The sequence below is a fragment of the Wolbachia endosymbiont (group A) of Urophora cardui genome, assembly GCF_964028435.1.
Taxonomy (GTDB): Bacteria; Pseudomonadota; Alphaproteobacteria; order Rickettsiales; family Anaplasmataceae; genus Wolbachia.
Genome location: NZ_OZ034774.1, coordinates 1,245,076 through 1,263,242 on the forward strand (window position 1 = coordinate 1,245,076; position 18,167 = coordinate 1,263,242).

Genomic DNA, 18,167 nt, shown 5'->3' on the forward strand with positions numbered 1-18,167 from the left:
TGTTTTTTACACCGCTTTACTTAGTTTTTTAAGATCTTTGCTTGATAATATGGAAAAGCAAACGAGTGCAATAACAGAGCAAATGGAAAAAAATGAAAACATAATACTGTTACCACAGTGCTTAACAAGTACTCCTAAGAGCACGCATGAAAATATTGAACTTGCAATATACCCAAATAATCCTGTTAAGCTTACAATTGCACATACATTATTTTGTGGAGCAATTTCTACAGCTATAACACCTGTCAGTACTTGCACTCCAAATATAAAGAATCCTGATAAGATTGCACCAAGGTTCATAAGAATTATGTTTTGACCAAAGTTCATTGCAATAAAAGTGAGTGCTATACCCAACATGTAAAATAATGCCAGCAAGCTTCTATTTTGAAAGAAGTACATATCACTAATTCTTCCTGTTATTAAAGTTCCAAGGATTCCACCTAAATCATATACGCCTGTTATTAGTGAGGATTGTACAAGAGAAATTTGTAATTTATCCTTTAAAATTATAGGAAACCAAAAGAAGATTCCCATTTTTATAATATAAGCACAAAAAGTAGCACAACATAGAAACCATATGGAACTTGTTACCTTGATACCTATTTGAGATTCCTGCACCTTATAATAGGTAGTAAAGTTGGCACTTTCTTTGTAATATGCTTTTAATATTATATAAATTCCAAAAAGTAAGCATAAGAAACCAGAGTACAAAAATGCACTTTTTGCATTATATATTTTAATTATACTTGGTAATACAATTAAAGTAATACAAGAACCAAGTTGCTGAGATGCGCTCATAACTCCCCATGATGATGCAATTGAAGAGATGCTAGAGTTTGTAACCATAAACTTGGTAATAGCTGGCCAACCTAACCCTTGTGTCCAAGCTAATAATATTAATGTTAACAGTAATAAAGTCAGATTATTATATGATAAAGTTATACCAATGGTTAATAATCCAGTTGCAATATTGCATAGCCCAAACATAAATAATGGATTATTTTTGGAGTCCATGATTATTCCATTAACAAATTTTGATACTCCATAAAAAAAAGAAAAGCAGGCAAAAAAATAGCTTAATTTTACATGGTCAGTATCTATTAACAGTGGCAGAGCAATTGGTATACTTTGTCTTGATAAATAAAGCAGCATATATCCACAGAAGAATAGTAAATATTGAAAGAAGACAAAGTTCACACCTATTCCCAAATAGCTCTATGCAGATGCCAGCATAATACTATATTGGTATAATATTATTTGACAAGAAGTTTGCAAACAATTAGTGCAGAAAATTACTTACTTAGTATCTTTCTTATAGCAGATACAGTAATATTAATATCTTCATAGCTTATATCTCTATGTGTTATAGCTCTGATTTTACCTTTGATGTTAGCCATTCTAATTCCATAATTTGTTATTAGTACGTTTATTAATTCTTGAGTAGATATACAATTATTACGTAATGAGAAATACGCTATATTAGTTTTGTATAGGTCAATATCAATTATAACTTGATCTATGGAGTCTAGGCCTTCTATAAGGTGCTGCATTTTTTTATGATCTTCTTCTAAAGAATTTACATTATTACGTAGAGTATATAAACATGCAGCTGAAATAATGCCAGCTTGGTGCATACCTCCGCCAATTTGAAACTTATAGTACCAAGCTTTTTCAATAAACTCTTCACTTCCAAGCAATATTGCGCCCATTGGAGCACCTAATCCTTTACTAAAATCAATGAATACCGAATCAAAATAACTTGCATACTCTTTTGGAGATATTTTAGTATGAGCACAAGCGTTGAACAGTCTTGCTCCATCTAAATGAGTGAATACGTCATTCTCTTTGCAGAGACTTGAGATCTCTTGAATATATTCTAAAGGCCACACAGCTCCACCACCAAAATTTGTCGTTTGTTCGATAGAAACAAGCCCAACTCTCGGAATATTTCTTAAACTAGGACGAGTAATAAACTCAACAATTTGTTCTCCAGTAAATATTCCTCTCGTACCTTTGATTGGCAAAGGAGTGGCATGTGCCTGGGCTGCGATCAAGCCAGATTGTACTATGAGCGGATGTGAAGTTTCATCAAGCAGCAAGTAATCACCAGGTCTTTGAATGTGTACTTTATAAGCAATTACATTGGACATTGTTCCTGAAATCAAAAAGATTCCTGCAGGTTTACCTAATATTTTACATGCGGTTGCCACTAATTCGTTCACAGTTGGATCTTCACATGCAGCTTCGTTTCCAACTTTTGCTTTAGCCATCGCTTCCCTCATTTTAGCTGAAGGGTCAGTGTTTGAATCGCTAAAGAAATCTATTTTTATTCTCATATTAAATTTAACACAACCTCCTTTATAATTTCAGCAGCTTTCATGATGTCTGTTTCCTTTGTGCCAAGATGGGTAACTGCTCTTATATGAGACTCGAGCCAAGGAAAAAGTAATAAACCATAAGCTTGGCACTTACTCAAGAAAACCTCATTAGTTACATTTAGTGCTTTTATACTAAAGCTTACTATATTAGTTTCTGGATAAGGTAGTACCAGTTTTATGTGTGTAATTTCCTTAATCTTGTCTGCAAACAGTTTGGCGAGTTTATTGTCTTCTTTAAGCCTAGAAATATTGTTCTGTAGTACATACTTTGCTGCATTAGCACAATACCCTATCTGATGATAACCACTACCTAGCCAAACCTGTAGCTTTTTAGCCCTTTCAATTATCTCTCTTTTACCCATAAGCATTGAACCAAAAGGAGCGCCAAGTCCTTTAGTAAAAGAAAAGCTCATTGTATCCACATATTTAGCATAATCTGCTAAAGCAATATTTGTTTCGATATGAGCATTAAATATTCTTGCACCGTCTAAATGAAGATTTACATTGTGAGCTTTTAAAAAGTGATATAACTCGACTTGTTTTTCAAAAGGATAAATTTTACCATTAAACCCATTTATACTATTTTCTATAGAAACAAGACTCACCTGAGCAAAAATTTTATACCTCGGCTTAGAATTAATAGCATATTCTACTTCATCAACATCTAAGATTCCGCTATTATTTCTAATACAATTAAATACGATATTATTTACTTTTGCATTGCCTGCGCTATCGAAAAAATTAACGTGATAATTATAATGAGTTATTAGTTCATCACCAGGACTTGTTTGACTGGCAACGGCTAATCTATTTGCAAGCATACCGCTGGTTACAAATAATGCTTCTTCTACTTTGAATAATTGTTTGCAATATTCTGATAAGTCATTACAGCTTTTGTCTTCACCATAAGCAAAATCTCCAACAGTTGCATTACTTATTGCATGTATAACGTTGGAGCTCTGCAGAGTTGTAGTGTCACTTCTCAGATCAATAATTTTTTCCATCTTATTTTTTGCCATTCAAACAACCAATTTGAGCATTCCAAAGTTCTTTATAAAGACCGTGTTTAGAAACTAGTTCAGCGTGTTTACCATCTTGGACAATTTTTCCTTTGTTAAATACTAGAATTCGGTCCATGTGTAAAAGTGTAGAAATACGGTGTGCTATAGTAATCGTAGTTTTATTTTGCATCAGTTTAAATAAACTCATTTGAATTGTTTTTTCTGTTATAGAATCTAACTGACTAGTTGGTTCATCGAGAAATAGTATTGGAGCGTTTTTTAAAAATGCCCTTGCTATTATTATTCTTTGTCTTTCTCCTCCAGATAGCTTGATGCCTTTTTCTCCGACTGTAGTTCCATATTGATCTGGTAGAGTCATAATGAAATCGTGAATACCAGCCAGCTTTGCAGCTCTCATTATTTCTTCGATAGTAGATTGAAGTTTACCATATATGATGTTTGCTAAAATAGTATCATGAAATAACAATGGGTCTTGAGGTATTACAGATATTTGTTGCCTCAAAGAACTCTGTGTAACTTCTGATACTATTTGATTATCAATCTGTATATTACCTTTTTTAACATCAAATAGCCTTAGGATTAAGTTTATAAAAGTAGATTTACCACCTCCAGAATAACCAACTAGACCTACCTTTTCGCAAGGATTAATGGTAACTGAAAAATCTTGAAATAATGACTCCTGACCTTCATAAGAAAAAGAAACATTATTAAACGTTATTCTTCCACTTAATAAATTTAATTCTTTAGCATTTTTCTTATCTTGAATTTCTGGTACAGTAGTTAAGATTGGCAATGCATCTGAAACTTTGCCGAAATGAGTAGAAAATTGGGTAAGATTCCTAGTTAGATGGTTAAGAAACTCTATAATCGATATATTAATTCCAAGTACAAGAGCAATATCTCCTATTGCGATCTTGTTCAATTGATAATCATGAATTAAAAAATACAAGTTTACTGCTTGGAGTATATCGAATGAATAGCCATATATAAACCAAAGACAAAAGTATGCCCACTGCAATTTTCTCTCTGCAATAGTTCTTTTCTTGCATATTTGAAAAAATTTGTGTCTCTCATGTGCTTGCTGAGAAAATAACCTTACTGATATAACATTTAAAATACTATCTGCTATACTAGCTATTACTTGTGAATTTTGTTTAGAGTAATTATCAGCTAGTTCAGTAAGTACACGAAAGCTGAAAATCGAGACTAAAATAAAAATGCTTACCCAAGTGAATGTAGCGATTGCAAACTTTATGTTTACTAATGATAAGGTATAAATAGCTAAGACTAATGCTATACTGTAACCGAAAAAACAATCTATAAGCAATCTTATTAACTCTATCACACTATCCATTAAGCTACTGACCTTATGTACTAAGCTTCCAGATAAATTGTTCTGATAATAGGAATGGTCTTGTTGGAGTAGCCTACAAAAAGATATATCAGCTATTTTTTGACGCATTAAGGTAAACATTCGAATGTCAACAAAATAGCCATAGAATCTAAAAGCAGTAGTGATAAGTAATGCCATGCCAAGATAAGCGCTTACAGGTAATAAAAGATTTTCAATTACATTACCTTCCTGATATTTTACAGCTGTATCTAGAATATTTTTTACTAAATACTTTCTAAAAGACAAATCAACAGCTACCACCAGAGCAACTAAAGACATTATAAGTACATTAAGCTTGAATTTAGATACTATATTCAAGATGAACATCAATACACATTTGAAGCTATCAACTCTACTTCTGTTCATTTACAATGCTAGCTCCACTACTTTGACTTTTTTATTGAGAAATACAAGTAGTGAAAACCATAAATTTTTGTATATTTTTCCTGAGATGTCTCCAGCATCATGTAGTGCTGATGCTTGATTTAGAATAAGCAGCTTATATAAATCTCGCTTAGCCTCAGTAGTGTCGATCTCAGAAATATTTGTAGTTGTGTCTGTAATAAAGGCTAACCAGCTCTTGATAAGTTCTTCCATGTTTTTTGCTTTTATACTTTCCTGGTAGCCAAACAATGACAAGCATTCTCTCAGTATAGATTCTGTTAACTCACCACAATTGAGTATACCAAAAACTGAAGGCTGAGGTTTTGGCACATAGGGAAGGTCTTGATCTTTTATAATCCACCTTGTTACATAAGCAAATCTATCTTTAGCATCTGTATTCTTATCACTACCATGCCATAACCGTGAATCAAAAACTATCGCATCTCCTGCTGAAATAGGTAGTGACTTAATTTTATAATTTTCTCGGTTATTTGAGTACTGATCAAAGAAATATGGGTACCAAAAATCAACTAAAGGCTGTATTTCCCATTTATGACTGTTTTCTATAATTTGCAGTGCACCTGAAGTTTCACTGACATTATTCAAAGCTAACCAAACAGAAAAGTGGTAAGGATCATTGAAACTATAGGAGATGTCTTGATGGAAGGGAACTGCATCTATTAAATCAGCAGTTTTACATATAACATTTGATTTTTTCTGCAGTATCTGACACTGAAGTGACTTTTCAAGGTAATTTTTAATAATTTTATCTAATGCTTGAGAGATAATTCTAGTTACTTGAGATGACGTGCCCCATCTGCCGGTACAGTTTAAGTAGTCAGAAGTTGAAACACTTAGTTCTTGGGATAGCTTTGATATCTTATTTGTTATATCACTTAAAGACTGAGTTATTAGCTCTAAAGGAACCAGATTTTTGATAATAAAAAAACCATTTTTTTGTAATGTTTCCATATGATTAACACCTGACATCAATAACTGATAAGTAATCTGTTAAAGGTATAACAGCAAAAATTTTGAATCCTTTTACTTGTTTGAGTATTTTTTCCCAATCGCTTAATGTTCTTAGTTTACCTCCTGTTTCAACCATGACATTAATATCTACAGAGCCTCCAGCTGGAGAGCGGTAATCTAAAATAGTTTCTATCAATAAAATACGAGATATTCCTTTGACCAATTTTAAATAAGATAATACTTTATCATCATCATAATGCTGTAGAAAGCGGCAAAAGACACCTAATTCATAATTTGTAGCTGATAGTTCTTCCTGAGTTATAAGTTTGACTTTTAAATTTTCTACTAACTGTCTTGGCACTTTATGTTCGTTATATAGGCATATGGAACCTTTATTGTGTATATCAGAATAAGCAAGAAATAAAGAGTGTACACCAAATAGCAATATATTCTTAGCACCATCTATATTAATCCTAGAATTAAACTCTTTAGTATCAAACCTAGAATATCCTAGCAATGCTTGGTAAAACGCTATTTTCTTATCTTCTGATGCTTCTCTTTCCTTAAAAGATTCAAATGAAGAGATTGACTTCTGTTTTAGTATATCGGCAATCTTTAACCAATTCTTTTCAGCGGCAACTCTTGCCCACATCGTTGCTGCTTTTGGCAAAAATGGTATTTCCTTAAAACACTTACCTTTTGATGATAGTTGCCATAAGTCCTTGTCCTTATCGTAATCAATAAACCCTATTTCCCACAACGCCCTTAACAGCCTTTCTAGATTTGGTACGATAATGTTTAACTTTTTAGATAAAAACGGCACAGTTGCAGGTAAAATATTTAACAAATCAAGTTCAATAGCAACGCTTGTTAGGTAAGTTTTCCAAAAGGCTGAAAGTTCTGCAGAAATCCTATGCACTTGAGATTCTTTACCTAAATCAAAAATACTAAACTTTACATTTCCGGTAATATCGATTTGTCCTAACACACCTTCAAAAGTTTCAACTTTTGCCATCCCATTATAAAATGCTTCTACCATTTTAAATCTCTGCTGGTAAACAGGATCACCATTAATATCTATATGAAACCAACCATGTTGATCTTCTGCAATAGAATACCCTTTATGAAAAACATTAAGTTTTTTATACCATTTATTATGTACTAACTTTCCATGATGATTAATATGTGTAGCTTTACCATCCTTATAGACTACAGCGATACCATCCTTAAAATCTCCAACATAATCATATTCCTCCTGATAAATCCTGTTGCCATTTAAATTAATATGAAAACATTTATCATGTCTTCTAACTACACAAATATCTTCCTGATAATTTCCAATCCATTGATACAACTGTTTGTATACTCTACATCCAGATGAATCAATATGGTAACACCCTGTATCATCTTCTACGGCCGCTCTATTAAAGTAGAATCCAAAAGTTTTTAGAAATCTATGATGATAAACTGCTTCTCCTCTTACATTGATATGATAAGCACCTGTCTGATCATAAACCGGTGCAAGACCGGGCTCATGAAATTTACCAGCCTTTATAAACCTATTTTCATACAAAGGATTTCCTAATAATTCGTGAAAACTCTCACACGGTGAAATTTTAATAGATTTAAGATTATCTTTGATTAATTGATCAAAGGTTTTCTCATGTTGCATGTTTTGCATAATTTATAATTTAAATAATTCTTTTGTAAGCTTAGGTACTCACTACTCTGCCATATTTCCTCGAGTTTAACCTCATTAACATTACCAAAATTTCCTAATGTCTTACGGAGTTCATCTGGAGCACAGCAAGGACTAAACTTTCCTTCATTGTTTATCCATGCTTCTTTACCTAAAAATGGGCATTGACCACCTGGAGCCAAATCCTTAATACCTTCTTGAGAAAGAATTGTAAAATTTTCTAATTTTATCTTTTTACCATTTGGTAATAGCATATTATCTCTAAGCTCATATAACCTTCTCACCTCTGTATTCCATCTACTAATTGCTAACTCATCTCTTCTCATAGATAGATCCTTAATTTCCTCAAAATGTGCCCAAAGATGATGTCCTTTAACTCTATCTATGCCGTTTTTTATGGCCATCTTAACTATGTCATAGAGTTCATGTAAATTACTTTCCAAAAATGTTAATTGTAAAGTAACGGTACACCTTTCACCTGTATCGCTAAAGTATTTATCTCTAACTTCAAGGAAAGTTTTTAAATTTTCTGTCACTACTTCCCATTTTGAACCTTTCATGATTCTTTCATGAGTTTCTTTAGTTGCCCCATTCCAGGAAATCTTAACATCAGATAAAATTGGTACCAATAGTTCAGCCCATTTTCTAGCTCCTTTAATGGGAAAAGAACCATTGGTTGTGAGGTTAAGCTTAAGGCCGAACTCATGGCACAAATTGATTATTTCATCAAAGCTTTTATACATTAAAGGCTCACCCATAGTAGAAGGAATGATTTCCCTTAAAGGTGTGCCAGCTGCTTCCTTAATTACTTTTCTGATAGTTTCTATCGACAGTATCTTAGGTTTTATTCCTTTGGCTTTCTTCTCTTCTTTAACTTTGCTGTATGGTGAAAAACATTCGCACATTATACAAGCAAAATTGCAGTAATCTGGATTAGTATCAAAAGTAATTCTCCAAGGACCAGGTTTCAAAGCTACTGATTTGCCTTTCTTTTCAATAGCATTACGGTAAATCTTGTTAAGTTTCTCAGTATGCTCACTTATAGAAGGTATATTTCCATTTTCAGTATAAGGATAGCCTTTTTGGGTAAGTTTACTATATAACTCCTGATCTGTAGATAGGATTTGCATTTTTTCTGATAAACTACTTGCATCTCTGTGCTTAAATAATAGTCCATCTCTTACATATTCTGCCATGCCACCATAATCGGCTGTTATAACTGGTATTCTAAGTTGCTGTGCTTCATGTATTACTAACGGTGAATTTTCACCCCAAATTGAAGGAACGACTATTGCATCAACTTTATTAAATACGTCAGTAACTATATTCTTATTATCATAACTTCCCATCCACTCTATTCTTTCTTTAACAACAGGTGAAAACTGATTGGCAATCGCTTTTAAAGCTTTAGTTTCTTCTCTTGCTGCTCCCCAAATTCTAAGTTTTGCTTTAGATGATAAGTGAGAAAAAGCTTTCAATAATAGATTAACACCTTTTTCGGGAGTATGAGTACCAATATAACCGAAAATAAACTCTTTTTCTTGTGCTCTATTTCTATTCTTAAGACGATTGAGATCAAAACCATAATCAAGATAAGAAATTTTGTTTATCGGAACATTAAAATCCTGAGTAAATTTGTCCATCAAGAATTTCGATGGGGAAATAAAGTAATCTATATAGTCTATTATTTTCCTTGTGTGCTTCATTCTAGTTGCAACCCATTGTTCCCAATAATTTATGTCTAAATTCAGGAATTCTTTATCTCCTGTAAAATATCCTTTGTAACATTGGGTTGCACATTTTTGATCCTTTTGTCCATCACAAAGCCGTAACAAATCTTCAGAATTGCGTTGAATAAACCTTCCTCTTGGACACATTAACCAAAAGTCATGTAGCGTAAAAATTGTAGGTATATTTTCTTTAAAAGCAATTTCTGGTAAAGTAATTGATAGATGATTAAGATGACCAAAATGTATAAGATCTGGCTGAAAGTTATCTATTACTCTTTTAAATTGTATATCTACTTCTTCATTGATAAATTTGTAACGATATTTAGCTATGGGTATATTAATTAAATGCAGTAAGATTCGAGAATCACTACGATCTAGGACTGTAGTGTAATAAAAATCAGGTAAAAAGCTATTTTCATACCTAGTAAATACTTGTACCTCATTGTTATTTGCTAGTTCATGAGCAAGAGTTTGGCTATAAACCTCTGAACCAGCACTATAATAAGGAGGGTAACCATGAATAACTTTTAATATTTTCATATATTACCATATCTATATTGTTAGGATATTCTTGTGTATTGTTTTGTAGACTTTTTATAAATTTACTTAATCCTACTTCTAATGAATGTTTTGGAGACCAACCAAGTAGCTCTTTAGCTCTAGTAAAATCACCATAGAACTTAGTTACGTCAAAATTTCTTGGAGGATAAAAATCAATTCTAGAATCACTTTTCGTGACTTTTAATATTGTTTTTGCTAAGTTTTCTAAAGTACATGGGCTATTAGTAGTAAGATGAATAGCAGGAAGAGAAGATTTTTCGCTTTGTAAATATTTAACAGTTAAGCATATACCCTCTATAACATCATCCAAATAGGTAAAATCAAAAACACATTCTTTACCTTCTATTTTAATTGGATCACCTCTTAATGCATTAATACAGAGTGCAGGAATTACTCTACTGTTATGATCTAGTAAACCACCGTATACATTTGAAAAGCGTAATATTGCTACATTAAAATCTTTTGAACTTGTTATTTGTTCCTCAATAAATGCTTTACCTTTGGCATAATTATTTATTGGATCGATACTAGCAGATTCTGTAACTGGCAGTTCCTTCTGCTCTCCATAGACTTCCCTACTACTTGCATATATAAACCATGGTTTATTTGAAAGTGACTTACATAACCCTAAAAACTGCATTGTACCATCAACATTAATTTTTCTACACAGTTCAGGATAAAGTTCACCATGTATAACTCGAGAAATTGCAGCCAGATGAATAATTCCTGTACACTTAGCAAGTAGTGGTACTATATCTTCTGAAAAAAAACTGAGTGGATTGTTGTGAAACCTAATATCACAGCTTATTACTTCATGGCCCTGGTTTTCTAACTTTTTCACCAAGGTTGACCCTATCAAACCTGCAGCACCTGTTATTAATATCCCCATGTATACCCTCTCACTACAACTAGGAAAATTTGTCGTACCAATTATCTTACAAGTAAGAATCAAAAGGTATTATAAAACCAGTATAAAACAAATGTCAACTTAAATTAGTGAATAAAAAATGTGATTATGAAAGAAGAGTTGTTGCTTGAAAATAGTGTTCAGCTTTAACCAAATCCTCTTTATTATTTACTCCCATTGCTTCTCTTTCATCAGAAACTACATAACCTACACTCAAGTTATTGTTTGCTGCAATGGGTACTATATCATTAAGACAATATTCATTGGTCGAATTATTAAATTTTATTTCTTTTACTAAGGTAGAGAGATCTTTAGCATATGAAGCTATTATTCCAGAGTTTGCAAGAAGCATTTTATCTCCATTTTTTAGGATTTTTTGAACATTGCCGTAATTATCAATTACTAATCTTCCATATTGTTCATCTTGACTATTGAATCCAAGAAGAACTAAATTATTATACTTTAAACAATCAGTCATTTTCATAACTGTATCACTAGATATAAAGGGAGTGTCTCCATACTGTATTAAAACTATGTCTTGATCAGATAACTCCTCCAGATTTTCTAGAGCAATTTTAACTGCAGTGCCAGTACCTGTAATATCTTCTTGAATTATTAGTTTTATATTGTATTGATCGATTATACTTTTTAGGGTATCAAACTTTTCTAAATCTTTTAGAAGGGAGTTGTTAACAACAATTGATAAGCTTTTTAGACTCAGCAATTTTGCATTAGAAATTATATGTTCTAAAAGAGTAAGATTTCCCACTTGGTGCAACGCTTTTGAATATTCAGAATTCATTCTACTGCTCTTTCCTGCTGCTAATATTATCAAAATGTTACTCATACATAACTCAGGAATTGATTAGGTAGTAAGTTAATTTATAATTAGTAAGATGTAAAGTCCACTTTGATTTTCTAGAGGAAAATAACTACCATCGAACAGACAAAATTCGTTAAATTAGCATCTGTAGTAATTCTTAGCAATTATTAAGTAAAATTTTAGAAAGAGACGCCCCATAGTTATAATTGAGTGTGTGCTACTTTCAAGTATGGTTTTTATTGATGAAACCTCTTAGACCACTCTGTTTGAAATAAGGTAACTACTGCTTAATTCACCAAAAAGCCTGTAATTAAGTTTTAAAGCGAGTGTGCCCCCAACCCCATCGATTGTACCTCTTTAGCGTCTGTAATGCCCTTTAAAATTTGAATAAGATGTACTTATACTAATTCTATTAGTATAAAATAAACTTGCGCATGATTTTGTCGTCATTTTTATTCATTGTAAAGAAAATTTTGTATGAAGGTTTTTTTAGAAAAATCACTTGCCCCTCTTAAATGCTCTCAACATCCTGAAAATTTGAATAAGTGAAAACATAGGCTGTTTGTAAACAAAAAAGTAATTGCTATTTTCAGAAACTTTTTGAAAAATTACCACAAAATATCTAAATCTTTAATAGGCAAGACCGCACCATTTGCTTGTAGATAGTAATGTGTTGGCTTTATTAACTTGTGCTCTACTTTATCTCCTACTGAAACTTTAAATTCCATATCCTGCACACAAAGAAATCCATATTTAGAATTGGTCCCATATCCTGCAGCATTACGAAAGAATTTAATCTGTCCAAGAGTTGCAAGATTATTTATTCTTTCTCTAATATTGCGCTCACTGCCAAGACCCTCTTCTCCTTCAAAACGCTTTGCAAATTGTCCAGCAGTATAAATATTACCTTGATATGCGCTACTGCGAATTAAACTCAAGATAACCTCATGTTTTCTCATCCGTTCTAAATCCAACTTTTTACTATATTGATCTCTGATTATTGGTTCTGAATTTAAAACTGAATTGTCATGTACAAATGCCCCATTTTTCCAGTAAAGTGTCATTTGCCCGTTATTGCACTGCGAATAGTTAGATTTTTTGCGCGATAAAATTCTCTCATCAGGAGAAGCATTAGCTTTATCTGGTCTAGTCAAATACCAACGAGACCTTACTGTATTATTCCATGCTGTTGAACCACCTGTACCAGTTTTACGTATTATTCCCGCATCAGAAGGATGGGCAAGTAATAAAACAGCTCCTTTTATTGCTTGAGCTATTCGACCACAACAACCTTGAATAAATTGTCTCACATGAGAACGGTCGTTTTCATTTCCTCCAAATAGGTCTGCTGCTGTATCTAATACCACAAGCTTCGGCTGAAACGATTTAATATCCTCAAGTAACTCTTGAAAGTAAGTAGTTAATTGACCAGTATCTTTATTATTAAAAACCATAAGTTGATTATTGTGCCCTGCTCGTGACCATAAGCCAACATTATCCTGAAAATCAGAAGATTCCATACCTGATTGATAAAATTCATTTATTGCGCATTGCCGACGCCAAAGTTCTTCTTCATCATCTTCACAGAACACACCGTATGTCTTTATTTTTTCCAGATCTATTCCAAGCCAAGGTTTACCAAAAGCAGCGGCTGTCATTAATTGTTGAGCAAGGAGAGATTTTCCAACACCACCATCACCATAGAGAGCTGTAACACTTCCTACAGGGAGCCAATCCTTAATAACCCACTTTCTTTCTGGAGGGATATTGGTCCAAATTGTAGTATCAATTCTTTTTGACTTTCTTGAAGAATAAGGGCTTTTGTTGTTAAGGATAAATTCTTCAACGTTCATTCCTTCTAGCACACTATCTGCAGCATCCCAAGATTTTGGCTTATCTTGAGGAATCTTGAGAATAGAAAGTGATGCAACTCCAAAACCAGAAAGCTTTTTTGCGGCTTCTTGAGCATAATCTTTTCCAGGATCATCGTTATCTGGCCATATAATAATGTGTTTACCTTTAAGTGGAGTCCAATCAGTTTTCTCAATAGGTGCTTTTGCTCCAAACATTGCTGTTGTTGCAGTGATCCCTTGTTCTATGAGTAGCTCAGCACATTTTTCCCCTTCTACCAATATCACTCTATCAGATTCAGTGATGCCTGGAATGTTATACAGAGGCCTGATCTCAGGTGCAGTAAAGGTAGATTTTTTAGCATCAAATGGTTGATAACTTTTTCCTGAAGCAGTATCATAACGATATTTGCTGGCAATCAACTGATTATCCTGATCGAGATAGTCCCATTGAGTTATTTTCTTTTGCTCTTTAGTAGGTCGCTTGTTACATCCTATCCATTCACTTATCGAAGAAATTACTTCAACAAATTCTATTTTAGCATTTTTCCCATGTGCAGCTGCCCAAAGATCAATAATGTCACCACCGTCCCCAGTTGCAAAATCAATCCATAATCCGACCTTGCCATACGCTAATTCAACTTTGAGGCTTTTGCCTTTATTACCTTGTACATCACCTATCTGAAATTTGTCACCATGAAAAGTTCCTCTTGGAAATAAATAAGAAAGGCATGATCTGATGTTTAATAATAGTTGTCTTTTTATTTCTTCTACATCAAATTGCTCTAATGGTTCTAAATGTGAGACAGCGTTGTTAAAATCATAATTTAAAGTATTTTTTTCTTTGACATCAGTTAAAAAATCTTGTACCATAGGTTGAAGCTCCTTTTAAAGTTAAGTGTTTGAAAGGTTTTTGAGCAAGGCTGTATTGGTTGCGGTCTTGTTCTCTTATCATGAAGTAAAAAATGCAGTAGGTGGTTCTCTTGGCAAAGCTTGAAAAATATATTAATAAGTGAAGGAAGTTAGTTCAGGTTTATAGTAAAGGTAAGATTGAAGGCTCTTAGGGTTTTCTTTCTTTTAAGACAAAATACTCTAATATAATTCTACAATATTTTCCTCACTATGTCAACTTCCTATTAAATAATCATAATGCTTCTATTTTGTCACATTGATATATTACATATTTATAGTATGTAATATATATTATATATAAGGAAATTTGCCATTTAACATTTTGGTTAAACCTCCACATATACGCAGCTTTGGAGCCGATTGGCAATTTTGCCAAATGAAATTTTATTTGCCATTTGAAATTCTCTTAAGATATTGATTTTCTTGTATTTCTCTTTGTAAGTTCATCTGGTTATTTGGTAGGTTTGCCAAATGATTTGCATTTTGAAGCTTACTTTAATAAGTAAATATACTTATATGGTAGAAAATTTATAACAGTTGCTTACTGCATAAACTAAGTTCACTTATTAACATAACTCAAGAGATGCTTATATTTCTGTACCATTTACTATAGTATACCGGATACCTTATCGATCTTTCCGGAAGTGAGGGAAATTTTTCCAAAACACTTTTACTCCTTATTATAAAAACATCTAACTTTAAACTTACACTGTTCCCTTACTATATATGTTCACCAAAATTATAAAAACTGTTCACTTTTTTAAAAAATTTTGCACAATTCCGCTTTCTATTAGCTTTCATACCCCACTAAATGACCTCTTTTCTAAACAATATATACTAGAAATGCAGTCCGAAATATGAATTGCTCTAAAATTTTTTTTATTACGATTTTTCTATTAAACTTTAATAGAGCTTAACGTGTTTACAATATACCCAGGGGAGAGATTTTCCGTCTATAAGAAGTATCCACAAAAATGCTGTATTAGTAAAGTTATTCATAATAATTATTTGTGAATTAAGTACTTTAGATTCGAGATTACATAGATTTTTGGCAGTTTAAGCCATTTTAGATTGGAAAATGAAATCTCATTAAGCTGAGAAGTGGGCTACTGTAGGGGAGTTTAACATAATTTAAGGTTACAAGTCAAGCAAACTACTATAATATCATAAAAGGCTGCTCCTTGGCTGATTTTGAGTGTTTCTTAGTTTAGAGAAAAACCCTATTATTATAAATAATAAAAATAAGGTATATAATAATACCCTATTTATATTTTTCATTCTTATTTATTCTTTAATTTTTTAACCTTTGTAGATGACTCTCTAAAAAAAGGATTTGAGACAGGAAACGTTAAATTCTTTTTAAAAAATTTTCTTTACAAGGCATGAAGATTTTATTAAACTTACAAGTAAGTTTGCTTCGTGATAGTAAGACTACTGAAAATACCTTTTAGTTGAGTTTAGAGTTGTTTTATAAGCGATCTTTAATCAGGTGGCTACTGTTTTTACTTAAAAATTGTAGCTAGCTTTAAAGAGAAACGCCTTTTTCATGTTTGTATCTTTGTGCCAAGAACTTTTTTACTACAGTAAGCAGAGATGACTAAGGTTGGTTTGTGAAATTTGCAAATTTGTTTTTTAGCTGGTAAAAGTTCTAACTACTTATGCATATAGGTGGACCAGGGAATAGATTACCAGCTGCATTATATTAGTAGACATAAACCTAGTTATTGTAAGATAGTCAAAGGCATCACTCAAAGGAAGATAAATGTGTGGCCTATTCTTCAAAGTAAGGTTTTAAGGAATAAGAAGCCGTTCTGAGTTTTGTGATTTCCAGTAAAATTGAAAAATTAGGAACAAAAACATACTATACTTAACTCACTGAATTTCTATGCTTTTAGCCACTTAGTGTATTACTTTTCTATTTCCAAAAGACTTAATGAATCAGATCGCCCTAAAACCCGCCACAGTAGCTAGCTTTCCACTTTCCGAGAATCTTATATATTATTATAATATGTAAATAATACTATACATATATATACTAATAATAATAGGAAATAATAATAAACAATATGAAAGTATAATGAATTAATAAGGTTAAAAAGTAATACCTAGGGAATGAAAAAAAAGAAGTCAAGGGAATTGGAAAAGTTTTAAAATATTCATAAGTACAAGAAATAGCCTTTAATGCGGATTTAAAGTGATTCTACGACTTCAGGGTACAACACCAAAACCTAAGTTGCTTATGTAAGGTAGCTTAAAACTCGATTAAGAGTATCCATTCAGACTTACGGCTTACTGAAATTTTTCACGATATGGAAAGAGACAAACTAGAACGTATGGTACAGTAACTTTTACAGGTGAAACAGTTAGTAAAAGGAATGTCTAAAGGTTCAGAGAGGATAAGTGGCTTGAAGTTATAACAGGACCATTTGCTCGTGGTATAGGAAAATTCACCCCTGGAGCTGAAGATTTTAGCTATAGGCAAAATTTAATGTTAGGATAAGTCTTTTTTTATGGGTAAAAATATTTTAGAGTTTACCAAGTTTTCTCTATTGCCCTTTCAATCTATAGCTACTATCAATTTACATCCACTCAACTAAAACTTAGCACTTAAGAAATAGCACCATCAATGATTGTATTACATTCCTAATTCCTAGGTTCCTAAATCAGTAATTAGAAATCAGGAACCTAAATTCTGCGTGAGAGCTAGCTTTTTTGCCTACGTTCCTAAAAGCGTTCCTAGAAACCACATGTCTAAAGTCAGCCAGTGAGGCGGATTCTAGCTTCCTAAAACCCTTATATATTATATATATATAATAGTAATAAATAATAACAGTAATAATAAATATAAAATATATTGGATAAATAGAAATAAAGAAGACCTAGAGAGATTACCACAAAACATTACTTAAATTTAATGAAAAAAATACAACTTTGAGACAATTGCATTTAGTGCGGATTTAAAGCGATTATACGACTCCAGGGTACAATTATACTACTAAGACCTAAGTTACTTATGTAAGGTAGCTTAAAACTCGATTATGAGGCACTTCTAAATTATCTTTTACCTTAAACTTTTACTTGCTATAAAAAAGCCTTACCTTACTCTATCACGTTTTTTATTTGTTGTAAAATATTTTTTCAAAAAAGTGAATGGTCTTTTAAATCGGTGCAATAAAAGCTGGTTATTTTGGAGGTCTTATTGAAATATAACGACTTTTATCTAAAACTCTTAAGAAAATATTTCAGATAATCTCTATAAACAAATTGTAGGTGAAGATAAAGAAAAAAGTTTGAAATTGCTGCAAACATAAGCTACAAAACCGCTTAAAACAGAGACAAAGATCAAAATTTATTTATTTACGTCTCCAATTTTATCGCATATAATAGAGACAAAATTTCCACTATATTATTGGTAGATAGAGATATAGAGCTTTCTAAAGGGTGGGTCACCCCCCTTGAAATTAAAACAAAAGCAAGATGTCAAACACAGATAACTCAACTATAAGCTGGTCTTTGTTGTAGTTATTTTCTCACCT

The 18,167-nt window shown here is 32.2% G+C and carries 10 protein-coding genes; all 10 read right to left on the reverse strand.

What is annotated here, in order from left to right; translation table 11 throughout:
- Positions 1-6: 6 nt before the first annotated feature.
- The gene (locus ABWU38_RS06000; RefSeq protein ID WP_353272547.1) at positions 7-1,152 is read right to left on the reverse strand and encodes an MFS transporter; all 1,146 of its coding nucleotides are present in this window, start codon (positions 1,150-1,152) and stop codon (positions 7-9) included.
- 140 nt (positions 1,153-1,292) lie between these two features.
- A complete protein-coding gene (locus ABWU38_RS06005; protein WP_353272546.1) occupies positions 1,293-2,336 on the reverse strand; it encodes a threonine aldolase family protein in 1,044 nt (347 codons plus the stop codon).
- Complete coding sequence (locus tag ABWU38_RS06010) at positions 2,333-3,382, reverse strand: threonine aldolase family protein (RefSeq protein WP_353272826.1); 1,050 nt, start codon at positions 3,380-3,382, stop codon at positions 2,333-2,335. The genes ABWU38_RS06005 and ABWU38_RS06010 overlap by 4 nt, the downstream gene beginning before the upstream one ends.
- A gap of 1 nt (position 3,383) precedes the next feature.
- Positions 3,384-5,159, reverse strand: a complete 1,776-nt coding sequence (locus ABWU38_RS06015; protein ID WP_353272545.1) for an ABC transporter ATP-binding protein — start codon at positions 5,157-5,159, stop codon at positions 3,384-3,386.
- On the reverse strand, positions 5,160-6,149 hold the full coding sequence (locus tag ABWU38_RS06020) for a phytanoyl-CoA dioxygenase family protein (protein ID WP_265044340.1): 990 nt from the start codon (positions 6,147-6,149) through the stop codon (positions 5,160-5,162).
- Between the two features lie 4 nt (positions 6,150-6,153).
- The gene (locus ABWU38_RS06025; protein ID WP_353272659.1) at positions 6,154-7,830 is read right to left on the reverse strand and encodes a WG repeat-containing protein; all 1,677 of its coding nucleotides are present in this window, start codon (positions 7,828-7,830) and stop codon (positions 6,154-6,156) included.
- Positions 7,791-10,118 carry a glycosyltransferase gene (locus tag ABWU38_RS06030; protein ID WP_353272542.1) on the reverse strand — a complete coding sequence of 776 codons (2,328 nt, stop codon included), beginning with the start codon at positions 10,116-10,118 and terminating at the stop codon, positions 7,791-7,793. The genes ABWU38_RS06025 and ABWU38_RS06030 overlap by 40 nt, the downstream gene beginning before the upstream one ends.
- Positions 10,075-11,028 carry an NAD-dependent epimerase/dehydratase family protein gene (locus ABWU38_RS06035; protein ID WP_182183380.1) on the reverse strand — a complete coding sequence of 318 codons (954 nt, stop codon included), beginning with the start codon at positions 11,026-11,028 and terminating at the stop codon, positions 10,075-10,077. The genes ABWU38_RS06030 and ABWU38_RS06035 overlap by 44 nt, the downstream gene beginning before the upstream one ends.
- Before the next feature lie 124 nt (positions 11,029-11,152).
- On the reverse strand, positions 11,153-11,893 hold the full coding sequence (locus ABWU38_RS06040; protein WP_353272541.1) for an NTP transferase domain-containing protein: 741 nt from the start codon (positions 11,891-11,893) through the stop codon (positions 11,153-11,155).
- A 584-nt stretch (positions 11,894-12,477) separates the two neighbouring features.
- Positions 12,478-14,592: an AAA family ATPase gene (locus tag ABWU38_RS06045; RefSeq protein WP_353272660.1), complete on the reverse strand. Its 2,115-nt coding sequence runs from the start codon at positions 14,590-14,592 to the stop codon at positions 12,478-12,480.
- Positions 14,593-18,167 lie beyond the last annotated feature (3,575 nt).